Annotated in this window: 26 protein-coding genes and 1 pseudogene; 6 read left to right on the plus strand and 21 right to left on the minus strand. The window is 52.8% G+C overall.

The features are described 5' to 3' along the window. Positions 1-6 precede the first annotated feature (6 nt). From ACTG19_RS09200 to ACTG19_RS09235, 8 genes are all read right to left on the minus strand, one after another. Positions 7-315, minus strand: coding sequence for a hypothetical protein (locus ACTG19_RS09200; protein ID WP_201983870.1), 309 nt, complete (start codon positions 313-315; stop codon positions 7-9). Next, complete coding sequence (locus ACTG19_RS09205; protein ID WP_049636782.1) at positions 290-718, minus strand: hypothetical protein; 429 nt, start codon at positions 716-718, stop codon at positions 290-292. Before ACTG19_RS09205 ends, ACTG19_RS09200 begins: the two co-directional genes overlap by 26 nt. 10 nt (positions 719-728) lie before the next feature. Continuing rightward, positions 729-1,154: a DUF2787 family protein gene (locus tag ACTG19_RS09210; protein WP_270820755.1), complete on the minus strand. Its 426-nt coding sequence runs from the start codon at positions 1,152-1,154 to the stop codon at positions 729-731. A gap of 35 nt (positions 1,155-1,189) precedes the next feature. Next, complete coding sequence (locus tag ACTG19_RS09215) at positions 1,190-1,753, minus strand: lecithin retinol acyltransferase family protein (RefSeq protein ID WP_201983868.1); 564 nt, start codon at positions 1,751-1,753, stop codon at positions 1,190-1,192. A gap of 84 nt (positions 1,754-1,837) precedes the next feature. Next, complete coding sequence (locus ACTG19_RS09220) at positions 1,838-2,524, minus strand: hypothetical protein (protein WP_234923786.1); 687 nt, start codon at positions 2,522-2,524, stop codon at positions 1,838-1,840. A 17-nt stretch (positions 2,525-2,541) separates the two neighbouring features. Further along, positions 2,542-2,700, minus strand: a complete 159-nt coding sequence (locus ACTG19_RS09225) for a hypothetical protein (RefSeq protein ID WP_270804091.1) — start codon at positions 2,698-2,700, stop codon at positions 2,542-2,544. 52 nt (positions 2,701-2,752) lie between these two features. Continuing rightward, on the minus strand, positions 2,753-2,944 hold the full coding sequence (locus ACTG19_RS09230; RefSeq protein ID WP_043851829.1) for a hypothetical protein: 192 nt from the start codon (positions 2,942-2,944) through the stop codon (positions 2,753-2,755). A 51-nt stretch (positions 2,945-2,995) separates the two neighbouring features. Beyond that, positions 2,996-3,151, minus strand: coding sequence for a hypothetical protein (locus ACTG19_RS09235; RefSeq protein ID WP_113721835.1), 156 nt, complete (start codon positions 3,149-3,151; stop codon positions 2,996-2,998). Between the two features lie 274 nt (positions 3,152-3,425). Between ACTG19_RS09235 and ACTG19_RS09240 the strand changes: the two genes are divergently transcribed. Beyond that, on the plus strand, positions 3,426-3,770 hold the full coding sequence (locus ACTG19_RS09240; protein WP_043851830.1) for a helix-turn-helix domain-containing protein: 345 nt from the start codon (positions 3,426-3,428) through the stop codon (positions 3,768-3,770). A 1,031-nt stretch (positions 3,771-4,801) separates the two neighbouring features. Here the strand turns inward: ACTG19_RS09240 and ACTG19_RS09245 are convergent. Genes ACTG19_RS09245 through ACTG19_RS09255 form a run of 3 tightly spaced genes read right to left on the minus strand, consistent with a single transcriptional unit; the run spans position 4,802 to position 10,511 of the window. Next, positions 4,802-8,008 (minus strand): hypothetical protein, encoded by a 3,207-nt coding sequence (locus ACTG19_RS09245; RefSeq protein WP_439989017.1) that lies wholly within the window; start codon positions 8,006-8,008, stop codon positions 4,802-4,804. Between the two features lie 12 nt (positions 8,009-8,020). Further along, positions 8,021-9,436: a hypothetical protein gene (locus ACTG19_RS09250; RefSeq protein WP_439975004.1), complete on the minus strand. Its 1,416-nt coding sequence runs from the start codon at positions 9,434-9,436 to the stop codon at positions 8,021-8,023. 46 nt (positions 9,437-9,482) lie between these two features. Next, entirely contained in the window at positions 9,483-10,511 is a 1,029-nt protein-coding gene (locus ACTG19_RS09255) for a helix-turn-helix transcriptional regulator (protein ID WP_047439749.1), read from the minus strand. A gap of 390 nt (positions 10,512-10,901) precedes the next feature. Here ACTG19_RS09255 and ACTG19_RS09260 point away from each other — a divergent pair. The 3 genes and pseudogenes from ACTG19_RS09260 (at position 10,902) to rhaM (ending at position 12,127) form a co-directional block, all read left to right on the plus strand. After that, positions 10,902-11,198 (plus strand): annotated as a pseudogene (locus ACTG19_RS09260) (L-rhamnose/proton symporter RhaT). Between the two features lie 284 nt (positions 11,199-11,482). Next, on the plus strand, positions 11,483-11,686 hold the full coding sequence (locus ACTG19_RS09265) for an L-rhamnose/proton symporter RhaT (protein WP_331428943.1): 204 nt from the start codon (positions 11,483-11,485) through the stop codon (positions 11,684-11,686). Between the two features lie 171 nt (positions 11,687-11,857). Further along, positions 11,858-12,127: an L-rhamnose mutarotase gene (gene rhaM, locus ACTG19_RS09270; protein WP_231560942.1), complete on the plus strand. Its 270-nt coding sequence runs from the start codon at positions 11,858-11,860 to the stop codon at positions 12,125-12,127. Between the two features lie 66 nt (positions 12,128-12,193). On the opposite strand, the gene ACTG19_RS09275 is transcribed toward rhaM, so the two are convergent. Both ACTG19_RS09275 and ACTG19_RS09280 read right to left on the minus strand, forming a co-directional pair. Beyond that, a complete protein-coding gene (locus tag ACTG19_RS09275; protein ID WP_439989018.1) occupies positions 12,194-13,171 on the minus strand; it encodes a YagK/YfjJ domain-containing protein in 978 nt (325 codons plus the stop codon). A gap of 394 nt (positions 13,172-13,565) precedes the next feature. Next, a complete protein-coding gene (locus ACTG19_RS09280; protein WP_034165687.1) occupies positions 13,566-13,769 on the minus strand; it encodes a helix-turn-helix transcriptional regulator in 204 nt (67 codons plus the stop codon). Positions 13,770-14,218: 449 nt separating this feature from the next. Here ACTG19_RS09280 and ACTG19_RS09285 point away from each other — a divergent pair, with 449 nt between their 5' ends. Beyond that, the gene (locus ACTG19_RS09285; protein ID WP_270820756.1) at positions 14,219-15,661 is read left to right on the plus strand and encodes a hypothetical protein; all 1,443 of its coding nucleotides are present in this window, start codon (positions 14,219-14,221) and stop codon (positions 15,659-15,661) included. 383 nt (positions 15,662-16,044) lie between these two features. On the opposite strand, the gene ACTG19_RS09290 is transcribed toward ACTG19_RS09285, so the two are convergent. Beyond that, positions 16,045-17,262 carry a tyrosine-type recombinase/integrase gene (locus ACTG19_RS09290; RefSeq protein WP_077098358.1) on the minus strand — a complete coding sequence of 406 codons (1,218 nt, stop codon included), beginning with the start codon at positions 17,260-17,262 and terminating at the stop codon, positions 16,045-16,047. Positions 17,263-17,532: 270 nt separating this feature from the next. On the opposite strand from ACTG19_RS09290, the gene ACTG19_RS09295 reads away from it, so the two are divergent. Continuing rightward, a complete protein-coding gene (locus tag ACTG19_RS09295) occupies positions 17,533-18,414 on the plus strand; it encodes a DMT family transporter (protein ID WP_113740510.1) in 882 nt (293 codons plus the stop codon). Positions 18,415-18,574: 160 nt separating this feature from the next. Here ACTG19_RS09295 and ACTG19_RS09300 read toward each other — a convergent pair whose 3' ends face one another. From ACTG19_RS09300 to ACTG19_RS09330, 7 genes are all read right to left on the minus strand, one after another. Beyond that, the gene (locus ACTG19_RS09300) at positions 18,575-19,207 is read right to left on the minus strand and encodes a LysE family translocator (protein ID WP_439989019.1); all 633 of its coding nucleotides are present in this window, start codon (positions 19,205-19,207) and stop codon (positions 18,575-18,577) included. A 104-nt stretch (positions 19,208-19,311) separates the two neighbouring features. After that, positions 19,312-19,806 (minus strand): acetolactate synthase small subunit, encoded by a 495-nt coding sequence (gene ilvN / locus ACTG19_RS09305; protein ID WP_005311605.1) that lies wholly within the window; start codon positions 19,804-19,806, stop codon positions 19,312-19,314. Further along, the gene (locus tag ACTG19_RS09310; protein WP_043823044.1) at positions 19,806-21,524 is read right to left on the minus strand and encodes an acetolactate synthase 3 large subunit; all 1,719 of its coding nucleotides are present in this window, start codon (positions 21,522-21,524) and stop codon (positions 19,806-19,808) included. The genes ilvN and ACTG19_RS09310 overlap by 1 nt, the downstream gene beginning before the upstream one ends. 390 nt (positions 21,525-21,914) lie before the next feature. Then, positions 21,915-22,067 carry a hypothetical protein gene (locus tag ACTG19_RS09315; protein WP_005341188.1) on the minus strand — a complete coding sequence of 51 codons (153 nt, stop codon included), beginning with the start codon at positions 22,065-22,067 and terminating at the stop codon, positions 21,915-21,917. 37 nt (positions 22,068-22,104) lie between these two features. Beyond that, positions 22,105-23,214, minus strand: coding sequence for an MJ1255/VC2487 family glycosyltransferase (locus ACTG19_RS09320; protein ID WP_005358199.1), 1,110 nt, complete (start codon positions 23,212-23,214; stop codon positions 22,105-22,107). Further along, positions 23,211-23,714 (minus strand): phosphatase PAP2 family protein, encoded by a 504-nt coding sequence (locus ACTG19_RS09325; RefSeq protein WP_005339149.1) that lies wholly within the window; start codon positions 23,712-23,714, stop codon positions 23,211-23,213. Before ACTG19_RS09325 ends, ACTG19_RS09320 begins: the two co-directional genes overlap by 4 nt. 126 nt (positions 23,715-23,840) lie before the next feature. Next, positions 23,841-24,461 (minus strand): TetR/AcrR family transcriptional regulator, encoded by a 621-nt coding sequence (locus tag ACTG19_RS09330; protein ID WP_005349170.1) that lies wholly within the window; start codon positions 24,459-24,461, stop codon positions 23,841-23,843. Positions 24,462-24,518 lie beyond the last annotated feature (57 nt).

Here is a 24,518-nt window from a genome sequence, read left to right on the forward strand (position 1 = left end):
GGGTGTTCAGTTGGCCTTGGTGGCGGCGTCTGCTCCTGCTCCGGCTGTAGGGGCACGCTTCACCGGCATCAGCGCTCCGGGGACCAGTACGTTGAGCGGGATAGCGAGTGCAATACTCAGCCGTTCCGCTAGTTCATAGGCGGGACCAATGGTGTCGTAGTCAGCTACCCAGGTCGCCAGGGCAAGACCGCTGGCCTCCATCGCTCGCAGGTAGACGCTGTAGCCCTGAACCGCCAGGCTACTGCCGCGCACCACCTGAGTTTCCCCCTCTCGATTGATGGCTTCCAGCTCAACGGCTATCGGTTGTTTGGACATCGTGTGTCTCCTCTTGCGGTAAGGGGTCACTCTCCACGCGATAACCGTGATTAGTGCAGGTACGCTGCAGGTCAGCCAGGAAACTTGCCAACACACGGGGTTGCTCGGTGAGAGAAACCGGTCCTGCCTGGCTGCGCCAAAAACAGTGACGAGTGGGGTCCACGCAAATTTCATCTATCGGCTGGCTCATCGTGCGCCAATCCTCGGCATTGGTGAGGGAGAGCAGTTGCCACTGCACCCCAGACCAGCGCAGGTGCAGCGTAACGGTGCGGGCATGGGGGCTATCAGGAGTGATGTGTAGTAACCAGCGCTGGCCACGGTGGCGCGGTTGTATCTTGGCCTTGGCGGCGACCAGTCCCAGCCACTGGCGCGAGGTGTGGGAGAGCGGCAGTTCGTTAGTCATCACACACCTCCTACTCCCCGCTGACCGTGACGGTGAAATATCCCAACTGGGCGTAGCTAATGAAATTGCTCTGCCACAGGGCGAACAGTTCCCGCGCTTCCACGCAGGGCAGTGGTCTCCAGCCCTGCAGATAGTGCTCGTCGCAAGAGAGGTTGAAGTCGAGCTCCTTGCAGAGCTCGGCATCCTGGCCCAGTCCCTGATAACTGAAGTCGGTGATGTAATCGAAGACCCAGCCGTGCAATCCCCGAATAAGCCGCAGCTCTACCGGATGGACGCCACCCGTCTCGGCACTGTAGCCGGGGCTGCGAAAGTTGAAGGTCAGGGTCGAGAGGTCGGTGAGGTCGAACTGTTGTTCCCGCACGACTTTGCGCAGTAAGTCAGGCAGCTCGGGCGAAATCGGCAGGGCCATCCCTGCCAAGTGAAATGGCATGGTCATCTTGGTGTGTCCTTTCGTATCGAATGTGAGACGCGTTAATCCCTGAACCAGCGCCAGGCGCGGTAGAGGCTGTAGGTGGCAGCCAAGGGCGCCGCCAGCGAGGTGGCCGAACTCCCCAGCAACGCACCGACTGCAGCGGTCACCACAGTCGTTGCTGATGGATTCAGTGCCGTGCTGGTGGCCATGCAAGGCAGGGCCGCAAGGGTAGGCTGCCGAGCCACAGAGTGAAGCGCCTGATGTGCGATACACCCCGTGGCAATCAGCTGGTTAATCTGCTTGCTGTAGTGAAAGCCCTCGATACACCAGAGCACGAAGTGCTCGCAGTTGTTAAAGAGCGTGCTGTAGTGCGCCTCTCCAAGACGGGAGTAAGCGCGGTCGATACTCTCCTCCCGGTTGAACGCTCGTGCGCTATGGTGCTGGATGCGATAACCCCGCCCTTGGCTAAACTCGGCAAGCGTGGTGATAGCTATCTGACCGGAATGTATTCCGGCACTGACCCCCTGGTAGTGGATAACCTGATGGTCTCCCAGATAGATACCGTGGTGCTGGTAACCGGTGCGGGGTGAAACGAGGTGGTCCCCCGGTTGTGGTAATGGCATGAACCGTTCCTTAAATAAAATGCGGCATAAAACAGAGGGCACCCGAAGGTGCCCTGATGGTGGTGAATGTGTGGAGGCTGGTGGTCAGGACTGCTTGCGCAGCGTTAAGCTGTTGGCATCCCATACCCAGCGCTGACGAGGATTGCCGGGCAGGTCGAGGGTGAAACCGTTGGGGGCGGGGGTCAGCTTGCCTTCGTCGCTGCAGGTACCAAAGGGCTGTGAAAGCATGGTCAGCGCCCCCGTCTGAGCGACCGCGAACTGATAGAGTACCGGGCATGCCACACCGCCACTGTGCAGCTCAAACAAGACCGCCTGCCCATTGGCCAGCGGCAATCGGTGCGTGAGCGTGATGGCGTCATATTCATCGGTGCGCAGCAGTACCTCACCCCCATACCGGATCTCGATGTTGTAATCGTCATTTTTCACGATGGTAAATGACGCGGTACTTGATGCGGCTGACGAGGGTGCAAAGGAGGGTTCGAAGTAACGGCTACCATCCGAGTAGGTCAGCATCATGCCGTTCAGTGAAACCGGCTGGCTGACACTGGGGATGAGCCTTGGCTCATCTTCATCCAGCGGCATCAACATGATGCGTTCCCCTTTCGAGGTCTCTATCCAAAACTGCATGCTGGCGAAATTGAGGGTGCCCTCAACGTTGGCCGGTACCCGTTTAGTGACCGTTGGCACAGTGAACTGGGGCGCCGCCCAGGTCGGTAAAGCAAACAGCGATAACCATGTGCACCACAGTGCCAGTCTGATTTTTTCTGTCATGTCACTCTCCAAACGAGTTATTCAATGGTGTAAGAGGCATTGCCCAGATTGGTGAAGAGGATGACCTCCCTCAATCGGCACGGCTCGGTCATGACCAGCCGCCAGCTTTCGGTGTAATTGAGCTTGAGTGGGAAATGGGTCCCCCCAAGCTGACCACCGATGTCATTGCGCAGCATCACCCGGCAGTCAGAGGGGGCTATACAATTTCCTTGGTGAAAGCGAGGCTCGTCACATTTTGAGAGAGCGCAGCGCCCCTTCTTTGGCGGCTAACATTTTGATGAATTCAGGGGCCCACTTCCTTCCCGTAACAATATCAATAATCGTCCTGTCGCTCATCTTAGGTACGTTATAAATGAGCTTGATGATAAGGCCACCCAAGCTATTGCCATTTATAGTTGTAAGCGTTTTCCAAAGTCCCATATTACCAACCTTCATGATTCAATTTTGACCATTAACATGTGCATCCGATAATCAACTATCTCTGCAAATCAACCAGTAAAGTAATCCGGCTAAAATCGGGTCAATTATAAGTCCGAGAATGAACCAGCCCCAGAATGAGCGTCCGTTACCAGCCGCAACAAATCCCAGTAATAAAGCAAGTCCAACCCAGATCAGGACTAATGGCATGAGGAGTCTCCTGTAATGTGTAAATGGCAAAAGAAAGCCGGGCCGATAAGGCGAATCTATCGGGTAGGCGAGACATTCGAGTAATGTCAGTGGGAGTGCTGGATCGATAACCAGACTCAGTCAACAAAGTGGCCAGAGGTGAGATCGTGTCGAACTCCTTTCGATGTTGGGGTGACTACTTCACTAAATTAGATCTAATGAGGTGATCCTCATCCCAAAGGGTCCTTAATGTCAATAAGTCCATGGCCAACCATACAGGTTGACTGGAGGACTTATGACAGACATCAACTTTGACGATCTAGCCAAAAGCGTCGGTAAAGCGATTGGACGGCAACGCCAACAAGCGGGACTGACCCAGGATCAAGTCGCAGAGCACCTGGATATCGGGATGGAAGCGGTCTCTCGGATGGAGCGGGGAAAAGTGGTGCCTACCGTGGTGCGGTTGGCAGAGCTCGCCCAGCTGTTTGAGTGTGAGCTTGCAGACTTCCTGCGTGAGACCAGCAACCGCCCCACCGAACAAGGCATTGTGCTCAGCCAACAGTTGGCTAAGCTCGATACAGAGGACAGAGCGCTGGTGCTGGAGGTGGTAGATAAGCTGGTGGCGCGACTGGCGCCTTAACAGCTCGCAGTGCGCATCTGTGACTGACTGACACCCGATGCCAGGGTCAATAACTTGGGAGGCCGTAATGGCGCTCCCAAGCAGCTTCACAGCGATATGTGTTTACTCTCCCTTGATAATATCTATCTGAGATCCTTTTCAATCGAGCCACCAAGACGATTCACAGTACATGTTTACTTGAAGCGCATGTCAGAAATGTCAGCAGGAGTAGCACATTTACTGTATTCGTTCGGGCTGACCCTCACCCGTTTTCTGAACACCAGCGAGAAGTAAAGTTGATCGTCATTGTCCACCAGCTGGCCTATGATGGCATTGACAGAGGGGGAGTCTGCAGCAGTTTGGTTCGCAGAGAGTAGGCGTTGAGATATGAAGACCCCTTGGGAAACGTCAGTCACCTGCTGGCCGATCTGCAAGGCAATGGCTAGTTGAACGAGTGTCTTAATAAATTTGGCAAACGCGGGTTTACGCAGCTAGTTGTGAGAAAGGTTTTTATGGAGGTCAGATGAGCATCTGTGAACTGCAAGCCATTGAAATGCTAGGGCAAGCTGGTGATGGCATCGACCCTATCGCCGACGAGGGCGCATAACAGGGCGATGAGCAGCATCTAGGGAGTAATAGCTCGTTTTCGTATGCAAAAACAACAATGGTGAGCAATGCGTTCGAGCTCGACGGGGGCAAGGAGTTGATTGAGGTAGCAGTAGGCGGCCATAATGGTCATGGCTTCAGGCGTGTCGGTTTTGTTTGGTGATAAACCAGATCAAAAAGCATTGTTTTTATATATATTTCAATTCTTTGCGGCTAGAAATCCTGTGCGTGATGTCAAGATGGCGTAAAGAAAACTGGGCCGGTCAGGACTAAACGCCGAAACACTCGGAATAGAGGCTCAATCAAGACTCGTCAATTGAACGACTTCTTCATCGAAATAAACAGGGTCATGCAGGAAGGAGGCCTATTTGCGACAACTCCAACCGCTCAGATGAGATACCAGATTGACGTCAAATGGGGCATCGACGATGCCCCTCCGACCTGTATTAAACTTTCGGATGACTAATGTAATTGCCAACTCGCAAGAAGGTTTCATGCTTGTTTGGCGAGTAGACGCACAACACACCTTGCTTGTTGGCTGCAATGTGCTGCCAAGTGCCTTCTTCGAGAACCAACTCCGCAAAGGATTCCCCTGTCTGACTCACGTAGAGCATTTCGCGGCCCCAATGTGTCCAAAATAGGCACAGGTCCTGCAGATGGGTGCAGTCATTGATGCTGATATCCTTGGACTGAAGATTCCATTCGTAGCCATTCTTGTCTGACTTCATCACACAACCCGAATAGAAACATAACAGGCTAGTGCCCATACGTGTGATGAGCGGCGAATCGTAGTTGTCGTCGTCATTGGTCCAAGTGCAGTTTCGCCAGCCTTTTCCAAGAATATAATAGCTGACGAATGAGGATGCGTTGTTCTTCTTTTTCGACTTCGTATAGAACCAGTCGTACTTGCAGAATACGAGCAAGGAGTTTCCGTCGGGCAATAGCTGGAGACTATCCACCACGATCCCCTCAGAAAAGTTAGGTGTGTCCTCCCAGCGCTGCCATTGATCATCTAGGTTCGCTGTGCAGAATACGGCTACCTTGTCGTAGCTGTTGGTCTTGGTCGAATCGAAGATAATGCCTTTTTCAATGTAGGAGTACTCCTTGCTTTCCTTGAAGCGCCAGAGCCACAGGCCGTTGAAATAGACGACATCTTCGGTGCGGGTAAAGTGATAGCTCGGTACGTCTGGAAAGTGACTCTGTTTCCAGTTCTGTGCATCACTGGAGTAATAGAAACCATCACCGTAGCCCGCCATGGCGATCCACATACCGTTCACGAAATCCAATTTGCTGATGTACGGTGAATCTTCGGCGGCGCTAAGGAGCACGGTGTGCCAGTGCTCACGATCAAGGCTGCGATAGACCCGACTATCATTATCGACGATCAGCCAGATGGTGCCGTCTGTCTTGATGAACTGAATTTTCTCTGGATCACAGGGCGGGTGTTCTACCAAATTCCACTCAATGCTGAAAAGATGATCACATCCATCTTTATTAATGGTGACCGATTGTTTTGCTAGTTTATCCTGTTGTTGCTGCTCTAGCCGTGCGGCGTACTCTTTTGCCTTGAGTTCAACCACAGATTCGTCGAATCGACCGTCCTTGAATAAGGACAGCTGCTTGGCAACATAGCTGCAGGCTTCAGAGAAGGAAGTCAGAGTGTTGTCCAGCTGGCGTTCTAAGTGACAGAACTGGTCGTGCCAGTCTTCGTTAGTAGCGGAGTTGTCCAGATCAAAATCTGTGTAGCCGGACTCATCATTGTACGTAATCGAGGGAATGCTCCAACGACTCATGATGCGATTCCCTTGGTGCAGCGTGTTCGAATGCGCAGAGATGAACTCACTGATCTTTTTCCGCATTTCGTTAAGCGAGGAAAGACAAGAACTACGACCAATGGCATATGCTGTTCCGCCGACTTTACTACTGACTTTACTCAGGAACGAGTCATCACCCCAAGTTTCCATGAAAAACGAATAATCCGAGGATTTCATTGCCACCGTCGTTAGTTCGAGAGAAAGACGTACTGAGTCGACGCTGATCTTGTCCAATTGGGTGCTTATCTCGGAAAAGGTTTTTACGAAGCGCAACTCGCGGTAGTGCACGATGTTCTTCCAGCCATGAGTATGCTGCTGCAGCTTCTCCGCAGCATCAAGTATGCTCTCCTCATCCTGCCCGGTGAGCATCGTCATCAGACGGGGGAACTGTTCCTTGAGCTGCGTAGGCTTGAGCACACTAAAGATACGTTGTACATGAGGGCTTTCTATCGGTTTCAGGCACAGCGTCAACAAGAAGAATGCATCGAGTAGCCAAGTGTAGGCCCTGTCATCGCTCTTGAGCAGACTTTGCAAAATCTGCTGATAGTGTTGCGTCTTGAGAGGGTTGTCTGCCAGTACGGAGATTTCAGCTATTACCTGCGGGCACCCAGCCTTGTGCGCCAATAATTCGAGAAACTCCCGGCCTTGTCTGTTCAATGACGCTGAGTTTTCGATGCTCAGAGCTAACAACAAGAGATAATTGTATCGGGCGTCAACATCGTCAGTGCTGTCGAAGAAGGTGTGGGAGTGGATGTCTGGCAATGACGACACCAGTGCAACCGGTTCGCTGTTTGCATTATCGGCGACTTCATCAGGCAGGGCGTTCAGCCCATTCTGATCCTTGTAAATCTCCAAGGTCAGCAGACTACCGCCGATGATTTCCTCGATCAGTTCGCGCACCTTGTACTGCGGGTTAAGGCCGGAAAACACCTTGTCGAAGAATTTGGAAATGATGAGTCCGCGTTTCTCGTCACTATCGCAGAGTTCGCCGTCCGAGATCATATCGTTGATACGCTCATACTCGTCGGAGAGGTAATACAGCGAATTAAACGCCAGACCTGGGATATTTATCTGGATAAAGTCCGAATCGGCAACGTGCTCTTCAAACGACAGCTCGATGTCAGAGCGATAGCGTTCAATGCCACAGACTTCGATCTGATCTATCAAGTCGATGATGAAACTCAACAACTCGACTTCTTCATCGTAGTCCACGTCCAGCTTTCCCAGCGTAACAAGCAGATGATTGATGTCTTTAGTAGTCAGCATTATGCCGGAATGACTGCGTATAAAGTCATACGTCAGGTGCAGTACCAGCAGCGCTTTGGGCATCGACTTGAAGCGGCGCTTGTTCGCCTCGATATTCAAGGACCATTGATGAAAATGGGTGTTGTTCTCAACCCGAATAAGACGACTATTGAGCTTGTCAACCGCCTGGAAGAGGAATTCACGAGTCTCGATAATGTAACCGTTCATCGTGCTCAGATTGTTGCGAATTACTGCAATGCTCTGGGCGCTGATCAGGTTCTGCTGCTGGAGTTGCTGGAGGTAATGCCAAGCACATCTCTGCATATGCAAGGTGTCACGCTGGTTGTGCAACTGGTTTTGGCTGTTCTTGCCACTGATCGCGCCTGCAAACCGCTTAAAAAAACCGCTCTCTGTTTGTTGCTTCAAGCGTTCTTCGCTACATGTGATCAGCCGTGAAGCATCCATTGCCAGTTGATGGGTGAGTGCTGCGTTGTTTCGGTGCTGGGCAACGAGAGCCTCGACCGCTTCCTGTTCCGAGGCATTCAGTTGCTGTTCGAACATGTTATGAGGAGCTGCTTCGATCGTTTCGTTCATTGATAATATCCCTTAAAGATTATCGATCAGATTCTTCAACTGTGTGCTTTGGTTTGCCATGGTCTGGACTTGGTCTGCGAAGTGACGTTCGGACAGATATAACCCCCTGTGGAACTCGGCATAGAAAGACTGCGACATCTGCAGATATTCCAGAGAGTCATGCATAATCATTGTGTTGCTAGCCACTAGCTCGGTGGCTTCCAGAGTCAGGCGGAAGTTTTTCTCAATGTGATTGTCGATGGCGATGCTCATAGCCATTGTGGTGATCAGACCACCGATGATGCCGCCGACCAATGCGCCAATCGGTCCGCCGAGAGCACCGACTGCAGCGCCCACCGAGCTGCCGACAACGGCTGCACCGGACTGCAAAAAGTTGTGCCCAGAACGAGTTTCGAGTTCTTCGCGGGTGATCTTACCTGCCGCGAACAGCACGATGTTCTGAACCACATCCACCGCACACACTGCTGCAGTAGCCACGCCGTTGTTGGCGAAAGTTCGTTTGAAGGCCGTACCTGCAAACATTGCTGGCAATTTCCGTGCGGTCATGCTGACCGCTGCAGTGGCGACACCCGCTTTCAGCGCACTATCTCCAGCGGCGATAGCCGTATCTTGCAGAATTTGGAAAGTGGCTTGTTCCGCAGTGATCTCCCCATCTCGTACACGTTTTATCGATTGGAAGGTGTTGATACTGCCAGCGATAACAGTGGTTATGACCGCAGCTGATTTCGCTGCGCGCAGGCTTTGCTGGACAGTAGACTTATTCAGATAACCGTTCTGCATGTTTTCATGCAGCTCCTTGCCGGTCTTATTCCCGCCACCTAAATGTTCGGCATCCCGCTTGCTTAGTGGGGTCGACTGAACACCATCTACGTCAAGATTACCTGTAGTCTTTTCACGTACCCTTTCGGCAGCTTTGGATACCCCTGGACGAGTTTGCTGGTTTCGCAGCATGTCACGTTCCGCTGCGTCCTTGATCTGCTCTATCTGGTCTGCAGGGCCGATAAAAGCATCGCTGTCCTGATATTGATGGATACCATCTTTGGTGGACCTGAATGCCTTTTGGGTTGCCTCGCCATCTTTGAAGTATTTCAGCTGAGCCCCGAGCAATTGTTCATCGCCTTTCATCACAACGATATCGTGGGTCGTATGGTTTTTTGTGAGTGGCGTATTGGTGAAGTTGTCGGTGAAGGCCCGAACGTCTTTGTCTTTAAGGATTGCGTCTAGGTTAAACGATTCCGCGTGCCAGGTCTCGGCTGCGAATCCGCCCTTTATCGCGCTGTTTTGTGCAGTTCCGGCAACTTTGTCGATAATAGCGTTCGCTTGATTGATCTCGTGCAGCATGTTGCCGATCTGCTCTGATGCTTTAGCAGGCCAGATCGGGCAGAGGCTGATTGAATTGTTCAATGCTCTTTTACGTTCGTTGTTCATAAAATTATCCCTAATCATCGAAATACAGAGGTCGATCGGTGCATGATCACGAGTGAGGTTGGTGACCTGGTTCTGAATAAAGAGTCCTTAAGTTGTTTAACTTCAGCCGGATTTCATCGACCCAGACCTGAGGTGCATAGACCCGAATGTTGTCGTTGAGCCCAAAAATCCACCACAAGGTTTCTCGATCCAGCGTTACCTGTGCGTGCAACCGCTTCCAAGCTTGGTTGGGGAGATCGCTAAGGCTCTGAACTGTGCTAAGCGGAGTCTCGTTGAGCAGGATGGCAATCTGCGGGTGTACGTCAGCAATCAATTCAGTCTGAACATCGGTTTGTCGATGGCTAAAAATCCCAGTGTCGATATAGTCATCGATGTCGAATGTGGCGTGTAAATCTGCAGCGTCATCTAGCACCCGGATCTCACATATGCGATGCAGGGCAAACTGTCGAAGATCGTCGTAGCCATCCACCGACGCCACCAGATAATTAATGGCATGTCGTGACACTAGCCCTGCAGGATGCAGACGGAAATGTTTGAGCTCATTTTTGCTACGGCTCTGGTAAGCCACTTCCAGTATTCGGTGTTCCAACAAGCCGGTTGAAACGTCTTCCCAGACCTGAGGCACAATGTCGGCAGGAATCAAGACTTTGCCACTAGGAATCGCTCTGACCCTCTTTGCCCAATCCGCCAAATCGTTATTGCCAAGAACGCGTAAAAAGTTTCGGGCGCGCCTGAATTGAGGGGCTAGCTGGTCCAGCACTGCTTGTGGGAGCAAAGTGGTCAGATGCCTTTCGGAGAAATAAAGCGCCAGCGCTGTAGGGGTATCCATGTCTTCCAGTTTCAGTGGCGCGTCGCGAGTGAAACTCCAGCGAAAGGGAAGCTCACTGTCATCGCACTGTAGTGAAAAGGGGATTGATAAACTATTCAAATCTCGCTGCACGGAGCGCAGCGTCACAGTAAAACCTTTATCTCGGAGCTTTTCCAAAAGTGTCGTTGTAGCAATACGCTGTGGCTCGGTGGGAATCAGCCGCAGTAATGCAAAATGGCGCAACAGCGTGTCTTTTGTTTGAGACATAGCAACTACCTTACATGGCCAAGACTGTTCTTGGCATCTCGTTTGGGGCCATTATATTCGCGATAGAAGGCCTAGTCTTTCTGTAGGACTACGAATGTTCCGGTCATTACTTCATAAGAGACTCCACTCTTGCTGTTATTGTCCTTATAGGGGCGACAAATGGTGTCGTCCAAGAGTCTTGCGAGTTCAGTTGCGTATTTCGACGAAGTTGAACAGCCATTCCGGCCAAGGTGAACACCCTGCACCGATGCTTAAGCCCATCAGGTATTTTAGGGGCTACCTTCCAGTGCCTCGAGTTGCGCGATGTGATCGTTAATCCGCCCAAGGGTACTGATGGCCATCGATTTTTAATCGACCAAACAGGTGGAATGTGCCGACAGCACCTTGGGAATGTCTCTGGGCATGGGAATCGTTAAAGGCTTGACGCTGGTTGTGGGGACCCTGATGCCACCCATATTGCGCAGCGAATTAGGTCACCTACTCACAACTGTCAGTGGCCAGATTGGTGTATTTGTCGCATTGATCGGTGTAGGCCTAGTCACCTAGGCTGGGCATCAGAAAGAAAGTGCCTTGGACACAACTACCCAAGAATTCAACCTGAAGAAAGGGTTGTTGATGGCAGTGATGTGCGGAATTTTTCCCTCGGGATTTGCCTTCGGTCTGAAAGCAGCAGCCACCATTCGGTAGGCATCGCTGGCACTGGATATCAACCAGCTCTACTGTCAACGCCGTCTTGCCGAGCTACGGCATCATTATGGGCAGTGGGGCCATCGTCAACATGGCCTAGTGCTTCATTCGGCTGGCAACGCGCTCCCGAACTGTCACTGCGCAATGATCTAGCCCAGCCAGCGTGGAGGTTGCTGCTCAATGGCTTGCTGGCCGCGGTCGGTGGCATCATGTGGTATCTGCAGTTCTTCTTTTATGCCTAGGGTGAAGCCAGCATTCCAGACTATCTGTCCTTCGTGAACTGGATGTCGCACACGAGCGGTTATGTGTTGTGTGGCGGTATCGTGGGGCTGTTGATGACGAAATGGAAAGGGGTTGGTACCCATCCGGTTCGTTTCCTCTGTAGTTATCGTCGGTGCCGCCAATCTGGTCGGCATGGGCATGGCATAAGGAGTGACAAGATGATCCGCAAGGCATTCCTGATGTCGGTGCACCTAGGCTGCGAGTAACTGTTCACCGGGGACATATTGACAGCTGTATCTTCTTGTAGGTCGTAGATGAATCATCCATTTCATCGTGCCAATAAGCCGGTAAGGCAGAAAATTCCTCTGCCACTTTGGGGCTGACAGTCCTCTGAGGCGAAAGTCAACCCAGTCCCGGTGAACGGTTACGGCTGCGAGGTGGAATACCGTCGCCGTCACGATGAACTCTGGCCCGAGCTGGCAGCAACCCTGAAGGCGCACGGGGCCAGCAACTACAGCATCTTTCTCCACCCGGAGAGCTGTCAGCTGTTTGGTTACGTCGAGATTGAAGATGAGGGACGCTGGCGCGAGGTGGCCAGCACGGCCATCTGCCAGCAGTGGTGGGCTTACATGCAGGAGATAATGCCATCGCATCCTGACAACAGCCCGATCAGCACAGAACTGACATCACTCTTCTATCTCCCCTAATACAGGCTGTTGTCTGAAGCAATAATAAACAGGGGTGGGCATAATGATTATGCCCGCTCCTTGTGTTTAGGCTAGGTGTATTTTGGGTACCCTTGGTCTGCCAAGGCGAGGTTGGGACGATGGTGTCTCCATGCGTCCGAAGGTCCGGCGTCTGGCTGGCAATATCGCCAATATTTGCGTATCCAGCTTGGTCAGATAACTCAGCGCATTAATCAGGTTTATGCGCTTGGTTGTATCGCTGTAGTGAACCATCCCAATCCCATCAGTGCCCCATCCCCGATATTCCTCCCGCCTGACTTGGCAGTTGTAATAGACCCCGCTATTGTCGGTTATATCCTCCCACCGCTCCCCCAGCGCTCTACTCAGCGAGATATCTCGTTGGTGAATAGCCCCATTAAAAATGAACGTAATATGGGTGTGAAAACGTCTATCAACACCGTACTCCAGTTTCCAGATATAGCCTACCAATGCAGGATAATTGTTCTGTACTCGACGAAGGTAACCATTCCGGTCATTCGTCACGAGGTCTAACGTGAGCTGGTCGTAGTAGTCTTCGTGATAGCCGATATCCAATCGGATGACTAATAGCTTGGCATGCTGGTCGAATAGGCTATTAACATACGTCGCTATACTGAGCTGATTGCGGTTCTTAGCGCGTTTGAGGTTATTGAGGCGCTTACGGTGCGCCTTACTCTTGAATTCTCTTAGAAACGCATACAGAACGTTATTGATATCCCTGGCTAATTCGTCACCGACATCACTATCGAGATATCGCTCATGGATGAGGTGCAATCCATAAACCTCTCGCATATGCGTTAGGAATAGCGCTACCGTTGGATGCGCTGAAGATACCTCCTCATGACAATAAAAATAATCACACACGGTATCCAACGCATTAAACAGTTGGGTTGATAGCCTACGGTCAATGCAAGTGATGCGTGACTTACCAGGGGCTGAATCAACAGCCCTGACAATAGGGAACGTTGTATTTTGGAGCAGGTCTGTTATGGATAGGATATCTAATAGCCTGACTGAATTAAACATGATGGCCTCGCTTAGGCAGGAGTAACCCTACGCTGTGTGATAGACACACGCGCATATAGGGGCGATTAGTGGAGTGGTATTGGCTAACTATGCTGGTGGTAGCATGACCACCACATGGGAGTGGTGTAATGGTACGCGATAGTGGTAATGGTTATTGGTTGTATATGGGGTGGCTGTACATAGCGTAGGAATAGTATTGAATAGAAGTAATGTTTAATGAATGGTAGTGATATCAAATAATAAATATACCTAAACGTGATACGCATGCCTTACCTACGAAAACGCCAAAAACATATATAAGAAGGCATGGCTATTTCCCTAACCCATGAGCCTATCAAGGCATGATTTATAACACTGGAAGTTATGGAGCTCACTAGGGATGGAAAAAATGTATTCAAGACTGGCTGCGATGAATAAGCCAGCTATCAACATCGTGTTCAAACCAACCAATAGAGGACTGACCTATCTTGAAGGGTTTGGGGAATGTCTCGTCATAACGAGGGGACTTGGGATTAAGCCAGTCATAGATAGTAGACCTAGACATGCCAATCTTGTTGATGAGGTCTTTGATGCGCAGGACTTTGATGGTGTTGTTCATGGTGTACTCCTGATGATGTAGTGGGTTGTTTCATCAGAAGAGCGGGCCAGTGAAAAAAAAGATGGTAGTTCAGCGAGCTGAGTGGTCATGATGCCAAATACAAGTATGTGCCTTCATATTGGTAGCTTTCTATGGTTTGGAATGGTCACCCTCTCGGTGCACATAGGTAGCGATAGCCGGAGTAGTAGCCATAGGTAGGAGCATGCACATAGCCCATGGAGAATGAGTGAAAATTCAGATGAGCTTCGCTTTGCCATGCAAAGTCACTTCCCATGTTAAGTGTGATCATGGTTATGTACCGTGATTTTTAGCTAAGTGTGCGAATCGGACATCTAGAAGTCCGCCATTTTACTTCTTTGCATTTTTATCGTGATATTCAGCCGGAGTTATGGTTATTTGATAGACAAGTAATTCATCATCATAGCTAGTGACGTAAAAGGAGAATACTCATGACTGACGAAATTGATGTGATAGCAAAAGAAGAAAGGAGGAAGGTAGATAAGGGAGAAACAGAAGAAATAATTAAAAAGTTTTCAATTTATGAGTATAGCGATTCCCTACTGAAAGCAGCTCAAAGAAATAGAACTTATGCCCATATTGCAGCTACGATAAGTAGAGGTCTTATGCTCAAAACATCTGAAATTGATGACTATAGACTTCATTTTATAAAATCTTTTGGGGTGAATCGGCGCCATTACCTGAAAAGAAGTCGGATTGTTTCGGGTGACGCTGATTTCTTTGAACGAATTTTTATGTTGCTTAGATATATTGGGACTATTCGAAAATACAGTTACTACCATTTACCTATGATTGGTCGGCGGATTTTTGAAATAAGTAATTTGGAAGATGAGCAGAGTGTTAGCAAGGCATTCGAATTAATAAAAGATAGAATGGTAAGTCAAAAGGATTTATTGCCTGTGTATAGTGCGGCACAGAAGAAAGAGATTAGAAAGATACTTAGAAAGCTAATTTTGTCAAATATTAATGCATTTATTTCAGATGAAGACTTTGGGAGGCGTTTCAATGTGCATCCTGCAGTGCCATACTTTATTAAAGCTATAAAGTTTCATAGACTGTCAATTGATGGTGATATTGATTTCAATGAATATTACTCAGATGATGTTATTGGTGGGTTGGTAAGCTTTCTTAACGTTGTCTTTGACTCGAACAGCTATAAAGAAAGTGTAAGGGTGAGAGTGTTTAATGTTGAGCAAAATATTAAATCCATCTTTGGCTACGTAAAAGAAAAAGAGGAAGGAAAAGCTCATTATGTGGTCAGATTTAGTTTGGGTTTCAAACCAGAGATAGAGAATATGTATGCTGAAGATGATGACATCCATATCGAGTCTAGTAATGTAGCTACACCGTCTGAAAAAAAAGACTTGGATAAAGATCCATTGAAAATGTCTTCCCAAACCGAAGGCTTCAAATACAAGCTAGAAGAGTTAGTCGATGGGCGGCGCAAGCTCTTTATAAACTGCTCGAGAAACCCATTATTTAGGCATGTGGATGGATATATTTGGAAGTTGGACTATTGCTCTATCAGAGGATACTACATGCATGTTTTTTTGTTTTTAGGTCGAGGCTGGGAGCATAAACTTGACATAAGAGAGACGATGGGGCAACTCTGGAAAAGCACTATCATAAAGGACGGTAAAGGGGATGTTTTTGCTTATCCTGGAGATAGGTATGAGTTTAATTTAATGGATGGTGACAATAGTTGCCATGCTTTATATGAAGAGTTAGAGGCTCTATTTAGGCAGGATATTTTAGCCCATGTAGACACAACCCGTTCAAATGGTAAAAAAGCACGTTCTTTTGGCAAGGGATCGCAACGCAAGCCAGTAAGGAATAGATCTAAATATAAATTTTCGCAACAGCCTAAGGATTAAGATAAATCCACAAAATTGAGCCGTGGATTACTCACGCCAGCTAAAAAAACAAAATTCGCAACTTTTTGCGTTATACTTTCATGGCTTGAGCGAAGTATTGCTCGAATCTGTGCTTTCTGACATGCCAGAGGCGATAAGGGCGAGTATGCCAAGTGGCAAAGGGTCTATCAGGATCACCGGCAGCAGACCACCTGACAGGCAAGGCTAATGGCCAGGGAAGGCGCCGCATCAGCTTTGTGCTCATCAGGTGGCTGCGTAGCATAACGGAGCAGACAACAAGATGGCACTAGCTGTACAGGCTGGGTAAAAATACATGGAGGGTAAACCCGGTGTACCCTCCATAGGCACAGTCTACAAATCACTGAAGAAAGTGCTGTGCTCCCCTACCCCACTTGTAGATGCACAATATTGTCTGGCGGTTGTTCTGATGGGTTTAAAATCCCTCCCCACAACTCCAGCGCCATTTTTTGTTCCGGTAACCGAACCGTATGAACATAGTGAGCCATTACACCAGGTAGAGCATGGCCTAAAATTTGTTCCACGACATGAGGGGCAATCCCAGCCTCGTTTAGGCGGGTCGCCAAGCTCCTTCGCAGATCGTGCCATGTCCAAGGGGCGCTATGCCCGAGCCGCTTCCAAATCCCCCTTCCCCACTGACTTACCGCTTCTGGTCGCTTGAGTTCCCCTAGCAAGTATGGGGATGACTGTGCGGCGGCGGCTTTCAGCAAGGCGTCTATCGTCGGCCGAATAAAATCAGGTATTGGTCTCACGATTTTATTACCTGTTTTTGAGTTAGACGCAGGTACTGTCCATGTACCTTCGGCTAGATTCCATTCTTCGGGTGCTGATAGCCGAGCTTCTTGAGTTCTTGCACCGAACGACAATAGAATCTTGGCCAAATTTCCGTAGTAGCAATATGGACCTAGCTTCTCAGCCCAATCCCATAGTGTTCGCAGTTCTTCTAGCGTCAGAACCCTATCTCGCTTACTTGCTTTTTGCCCAACATCAGCGACGGTCAAGTCATCCAATGCATTACTCACTGCAAACTGTCTGACACGGCAAAACTTCAGAGCATGCTTACAGTTTTGGAAACAATACCCACTAGCCACAGGTGCTACCTTCGAGTATTCGTCAAAGACGCTCAACCAGTGACGAGTATCACAATCTGACAAAGGAAGATCTCCGATACGGGGATAGACCCACTTAGCAAATTGCTGGCGATGCTTCTCACTGTTCGACCTTTTCTTATCGGCGTGATGGCAGAGCCAATACTCGAGTGCATCTTTAACCGTGACAGGCTTAAGCCTTTCATCTTTCCCGATCCTAGTCATCAAGGCGGGATCATTGCCCTCTTCCAACCAAGCTCGACATTGCGCCGCCTTTTTCCTTGCCTCGGAAAGCGACAGCCCCCCCTCTTGGCCGGTATAGGATCCCAGAGTCAGATTTTTTGCCTTGCCTAAAATTCGATAGCGGTACACAAAGCTGACTTTTCCGCTATTCCTCCACAGAACAGATAGCCCATCTCTGTCTGCAACCTTTCTGGGTGTATCATCATCGTGACCACGCAGCATTGCTTTGAGTTTTGAATCTGAGATTGCCATTTTGAACCCACATTTGAACCCACACTTGTCTTATATATCCTAAGATGGCTTTAGACAAGAAAGGTAATTTTAAAGATAAAAATCAGATAGATAGACTACACTTGGGGGCGACATCAAACAGCATTAGACAGATAGTGTGATAATACGGCATGAACTGATTGCTGGCCGCGAGCCGCGACGGCGGTTCAAGGCAGATGCGAAAGGCGTCAGGTAGCAATACCTGGCGCCTTTCCTTTATGCTTTCCCCTCCATTTCACCATGACGACCCCGATGAACCGCACTCCCCTGCTGCTGATGGTACTGGTCACCCTGCTGGCCGCTGCCGGCTGGCTCTTCTCGAAAGAGGCAATCCGCGAACTGCCCCCCGCCGCCTTTATCGGCAGCCGCTTTCTGCTGGCGGCGCTGCTTTTGCTGCCCTTGGCCTGGTTGCGCGAGCCACCGCCGACTCGCGCCCAACTGCTGCGCGCCGCCGGCTGCGGCACATTGCTCGGCGCCAGCCTGCTGCTGTGGGTCACCGCCATCAGCCAGAGCGATGCACTGGGCAGCGGCGCCTTTATCATGAGCGTCGCCACTCTGATGGCCCCGCTGGCCGCCTGGGGAGCCTTTCGGGCCAAGCCCGGCCGCCACTACTGGCTCACCCTGCCCATCGCCATCGCCGGTTTGCTGCTGCTCTCCAGCAGTACCCACTGGGGCGTGTCGCTCTCGCTGTTCTGGTTTCTGGCGGCTGCCACTACCCTCGGTATCCAGCTTGCCGTCCATCGCCACTTTGCCCAATCCATCGCCCCCACCTGGCTCACCTGCATCCAGCTGGCGATGACCGGCCTGCTCGGCACCCTGCTCTCACTGCTGACCGAACAGTGGCCCGAGGCTGGAGTCAGCCACGGCATCTGGGGCTGGTTTGTGGCGAGCGTCTTGATCGCCACCACATTGCGCTACTGGCTGCTCACCAATGCATTGAGCAAGATGACCACCGCCCACGCCGCCCTGATGATGCTGATGGAACCGGTCTGGACTCTGCTGCTGAGCACCTTCTTCTACAACGAACCCCTCGGCAGCGCCAAACTGGCCGGTGCCGGACTGGTGCTCGGCGCCCTGGTGCTTTACCAACTGCCCCTGCTGCTACGTAGTCGCACGCTGAAACCGGCACGCTAGCTGCCCACTGCAAACGCCTCTATGCGGATGAAACAACCAACGAAAAGGGGCCTGCAGTTGCCTGCCCCTTTTGTTGCATTGCCACAGCGAACTGCTTGGGCCATGTTCTCGGCTCGACCTCATGCGTCTGATCCCTTCTTGAACATCCCCTGGCCGCCAGTTAGCGACTGGAAAGCGCGAGCTTGATCCCGAGCCCGACAAACAGGGTGCCGATGCCCCGGTTGAGCCAGCGGCCGAGACGCTGTGACAGCCGTACCCTGTGGCTGGCATAGACGGTGGTAAAGACCAGCAAGTGACACCAGATGATGCCGCCCAGATTGAAGATGCAGCCAAGCAGAATAAAGGCGAGCGCCTTGTCGGGGGCATCCGGCGCGATGAACTGGGGCACGAAGGCGAGGAAAAAGAGCGCGACCTTGGGGTTGAGCACATTGGTCAGCACACCCTGCCGGTAAATCTGGCCATAGGATAGGGCGGGCAAGGTGATCCCTCTCTCCATTGCACCCGTAACCTGCTGGCGCAGCAGGGAGAACCCCAGATAGATGAGGTAGATGGCGCCAGCCAGCTTGATAAGGGCAAACAGCTCGGCCGAGGCACTGAGCAGGGCCGACAGACCGAGGGCCGCAGCCAACACATGCACCATGACACCGGTGCCGATGCCAAGGGTCGCGACCGAACCGGCACGCCACCCTTGCGAACCGCTGCGCAGCATAACCAGCAGGGAGTCGGGCCCCGGCATGATATTTAGCAGCAGCCCCGAGACCATAAACAGTGCAAGATCATGAATACCGAACATCCCTCCTCCCATCGTAAAGAAAAACCAAACAAAGAGGGCTCCGCAGAGCCCTCTTTCCTTTCACTCTGCGGCAGCTGACGTATCATCAGCTGTCCCGCCAGCCATCAGGGCCGCAGCGCCTTGTCCGCCCGGGAGATGCCGCAGACGCCGGAGCGCACCACTTCGATGATCTCGTTGGTCTGGGCGGCAGTCTTGATAAAGGCATCCAGCTTCTCGCTGGTACCCACCAGCTGCACCGTGTACTGCTCGGGGGTGACGTCGACGATCTGGCCACGGAAGATATCCGCCAACCGTTTCAGCTCGTCACGGGCCCCACCGGCGGCACGCGCCTTGACCAGCGCGATCTCCCGCTCGATATGCTCCCCTTCACTCAGGTCGCACACCTTGAGCACATCCACCAGCTTGTGCAGCTGTTTCTGGATCTGCTCCAGCACCCGCTCGTCACCCATGGTGACTATGGTCATACGCGACAGGGTGGGATCCTCGGTCGGCGCCACCGTCAGGGTCTCGATGTTGTAGCCGCGCTGGGAGAAGAGACCCACCACGCGGCTCAGGGCGCCGGATTCGTTCTCCAGCAGAACGGAAATTATATGTCTCATCAGGTTCTCTCCGTCTTGCTCAGCCACATCTCATCCATGGCGCCAAACTTGATCTGCATCGGATAGACGTGCTCATCCGGGTCGACCGAGATATCCATGAACACCAGCCGATCCTTCATGGCGAAGGCCTTCTCCATGGCGCTCTCCAGCTCGGCCGGATCACTCACCGCGATGCCGACATGGCCGTAGGCTTCCGCCAGTTTAACGAAGTCCGGCAGGGACTCCATGTAAGAGTGGCTGTGACGACCACCGTAGAACATCTTCTGCCACTGCTTGACCATGCCCAGCGCACGGTTGTTGATGGAGATGATCTTGATGGGCACCCCGTACTGCATGCAGGTAGAGAGCTCCTGAATGTTCATCTGCACCGAGCCATCCCCGGTGACGCAGCAGACCACCGCATCCGGATTGGCAAACTGGGCCCCCATGGCGGCCGGAATGCCGAAGCCCATGGTGCCGAGGCCCCCTGAGTTGATCCACTGGCGCGGTTTGGCAAACGGGTAGTAGAGGGCAGCAAACATCTGGTGCTGGCCCACGTCGGAGGCAACGAACGCCTGACCCTGAGTCACTTTGTAGAGGGTCTCGATAACCTGTTGCGGCTTGATCTGGGTGGCCGACTTTTCGTAGGCCAGACAGTGACGGGAGCGCCACTGGTTGATCTGGCTCCACCAGTCCGCCAGCGCCTCCTTGTCGTTATCGAAGCCACACTCGCGGATCACTTCCAGCATCTGCTCCAGCACGGTTTCCACCGAGCCGACGATGGGCACATGGGCCTGCACCGTTTTGGAGATGGAGGTGGGGTCGATATCGATATGAACCACGGTCGCATTGGGGCAGAACTTGGCCACGTTGTTGGTGACGCGGTCATCGAAGCGGGCTCCCACGGCGAAGATGAGATCCGCGTTGTGCATGGTCTTGTTGGCTTCGAAGGTGCCGTGCATCCCCAGCATGCCGATAAATTGCGGATGGACACCGGAGAAAGCCCCCAGCCCCATCAGGGTGGTAGTCACCGGCAGATTCAGCAGCTCCGCCAGCTTGGTCACCAGATGGTCCGCATTGGCGTTGATGGCGCCGCCGCCCACGTACATCACTGGGCGCTGGGCATCCACCAGCAGCTTGGCTGCCCGCTTGATCTGCCCTTTATGGCCAGACTTGGTCGGGTTGTAGGAGCGCAGGGAGACCGTCTCGGGATACTGGTAGGGGAATTTTTCTTTCGGGTTCTGCACATCTTTGGGCAGATCCACCACCACCGGCCCCGGGCGGCCGCTGGCGGCAATGTAGTAGGCCTTCTTGATGGCCTCGGGAATATCGCTCGCCTTCTTGCACAGGAAGCTGTGCTTCACCACCGGGCGGGAGATACCGATCATGTCGGTCTCCTGGAACGCATCCTCACCGATCATGCTGGTCGGCACCTGGCCGGAGAGGATCACCAGCGGAATGGAATCCATATAGGCGGTGGCAATACCGGTAATGCAGTTGGTCGCTCCCGGGCCTGACGTTACCAGCACAGTCCCCACCTTGCCGGTGGAACGGGCGTAACCGTCAGCCATGTGAACCGCGGCTTGCTCGTGCCGCACCAAGACATGCTCCATCTTGCCGTTTTCGAAGAGAGCGTCATAGATGTCGAGCACTGAGCCACCAGGGTAGCCGAAGACGTGCTCAACTCCCTGATCTTCCAGCGCTCTAACCACCATCTGGGCGCCTGATAACATCTCCATGATAAAGCCCTCCAGGCTTTGCTCCGTTTAGCGAATCCCGCCGACGATGCCGTGCTTCCCGGCACGGCCCGATCCGTTTCTTGTTGTTATCTGAATGCAGATCGGCCCAATTCAGCCCCGTCGACAGTAGAAAAAAAGGATTTTTCCGTCATTCACCCGAAAATAGGGTGAAAAACCAACTTAACCCGCTTCATAACGCTTGTCCACGGCTTTATCTGACCAGAACAGTCATACATTTCAACCGGCTATTAACATTCAATGACTTGCCGCAGCGACCATGAGACAAAAGGGAAGGAAGTCGGGAAATGGCCAGCGGATCATTCTGCAGAGGGGAAAAACAGCCACAAAAAAGCCCACCGCTCAGCGGTGGGCTTGATGCCGGATGATGATTCAGTTGTCCTGATCCGGCTCCGCCAGCCAGATCTGCTGATCCGGATCGGTCTCTTCACTGACCGAAATGCTGACACCCATATCGAGCAACTCGTGCAGGGTGAGATTGTCAGCCAGGTTCATGACTTCGCCGTTTTCATTGGTAAAGCGCATTTGCTCCGTCCTCTCCTTGGTGGGATCGCCTTTCAGTCTAGTCAACAACGCTCACTTGCGATAACCAGCAACTGGATAAACAGTCGCCCCCATCCAGCTCGCTCAGGCGATCACTTACCTCCTCCGGAAACAGAGTGCGCGCCCAGAGCCGCCGTGACAGAGAGGCTACGCTCTCGTCGGCTCCCGCCGCCAGCCAGCGGGCCAGCTCCCCCGCTACATCGGGGTAACAGACCGCCCCCGGCGAGGCGCTGTCGAGCCAGGTACGCACCAGATTGGCATCGAGCACATCCATCAGGGTCGCCAGCCCCATCATCTCGAGCGTCTTGCCATTGGTCAGCTGCTCGAACTGACCACCGAGGGGTTTAACCAGCAGCTTCTTGCCGAGGGTGAGCGCCTCGGAAGCCAGCTCGAAACCCGCGTTGGAGATGACCCCGCGACAACCGGCCAGTACGGCGATAAACCCGTGCCGCGATGGCGGTTCGAAGCGCAGGTTGCGCCATTGGCTCGGGGTGCGAATGGCGGGGTGAAAGCAGACGAAGCGCTGCTGACCAAATCGCGACAACAGGGCGGCGATCGCCTCGGTCTGCTCGAATGGCAGATAGACCAGGATCTCGCCGTTATCCGGCGCAGCGGCGATAGGGTCGATCACCGGCGGCAACAAGGGGTGACCGAAGTGAAACCAGTGCAGCCCGAGCGGCTGATCCACCGGGGCAAAGTGGCGCATCAGCTGGCGGCTGACCCCATCCTCCCCCCAGCGCGGGATGGGCCAGTTGAAGCTGGCCTGATGGCTGACGGTGAGGCTCGGCTTGCCATAGCGGCGGGCAGCGTGGGCGGTGAGTGGCTCAAAATCGCTCACCACCAGATCGTATTCGCTGCAATCGAGAGCCCGCAGATCCCGCCAGAAGGTGAGCGGCGAGGCGGCTTGCAGGGTGCGCCACGGAGAAACTCGCCCCTCGTGGCTGACAAAAGTGAGGCCGGGAAAGGCGCGGTAGGCGCCGAACTCCTCCATGTCGAAGTAGCGGTCGGCAGGGCGGCCGCTGAAGAGATAATCCACCTCGACCCCTGCCGTGCGCAGCGCCCGCGCTAGGGTGCGACTGCGACTGATATGACCGTTGCCGGTGCCTTGCACCCCAAACAGTATCCTCATGAGTGGCTCCAGCCAAGCGCCAGCACGGCGCAACCGCCACCCAGCAGGGCACCGGCAACCAGATCACTCAGGTAGTGCACCCCGAGCAGCAACCGGGATGCCCCCACCAGCGCCGCCCAGCCAAACAGCAGGGGCGCCCAGAGCGGAAAGCCGGTGGCCAGTATGGTGGCCATCAGAAAAGCGGCAGCGGTGTGACCGGAGGGGAGGCTGTAACGATCGGAAGGAGTGATAAAGACCGGCAAGCCGACCGGCCGTTGCCGTTTCAGGCTGTTTTTCAGCAGCAGATAGAGGGGCAGTTCGATGGCGAAGGCGAGCAGCGCCAGTCGCACCAGCTCCCGCTCTGCCTCCCCCTGCCACCAGAGCAGGGCGGCCAGCACGGCGTAAAGCGGGCCATCGCCGGTGCGGGAAATGAGACGACTCACCCTCGCCTGCTGCCGGTTGTAGCCGTGAAGCAGGCAGACCCGGCACACCTGCAGGTCCCATTGCTGGATCTTGTTCATATCCCCTCCTTCCCTGAATTCTGCTTGCAGAGTAAGAAAGCGGGATGACGTTACGTTGAACAAGGGATAACAGATTTATGAAAAAAGGGCCGAATGGCCCTTTTTAATCTCGATGTTGCGGCAAAATCAGTGGCTGCCGCGCAGACCGGTCTCCATCAGACGGCAGTTGTGGTCCGCCAGACGGGCCATGAAGTGCTCATCCACTTTCAGGCCAAACACCTGCTCGTAGAGATCTTTCATCACGAACGGCTGCCACATCATGCTGAGGAAGGAGATCTTCAGCATGTCGGGATCCAGGTTGTCACCCAGCTCACCGTTGGACTTCATGGTTTCCAGCAGGGCATCGAACTGCGGCAGCTGACGTTCCAGCAGGCGGTTCAGCACAAAATCCCGGCCCGGGCTCTTCTCGGTCGACAATGCGCTGGAGATGGCAGAGGTCAGCTCGCTGTTGGGCGCCATCACCTGATAGTAGGTGTTGAGCAGCTCGTTGAGGCTGTGATTGCTGTGTTCATCTTGCCAGGCATGGTCGAGGGGCTCGGCGACATCGCCCAGCACCGCCTTGTAAAGACCCTCTTTACTGCCGAAGTAGTAGTGGATCATTGCCAGATTGGAGCCAGCAAGCTCCGCGATTTCGCGTGTAGTCACCTTGCTATAGGGAGTATTGAGAAAACGCTCACGGGCGGCAGCAAGCAACTTGTCACGAATGTCAGAACGTCCGACCGGACGACCAGGTCTACGTTTTTCCATTTAACACCTCAGATAATTCAGCCAATGCTGATAAGTCGATCTGGTTGTGCAGAGAAT

Origin of the sequence: Aeromonas sp. 3P, from assembly GCF_051919745.1 — a bacterium.
Lineage (GTDB): Bacteria > Pseudomonadota > Gammaproteobacteria > Enterobacterales > Aeromonadaceae > Aeromonas > Aeromonas veronii.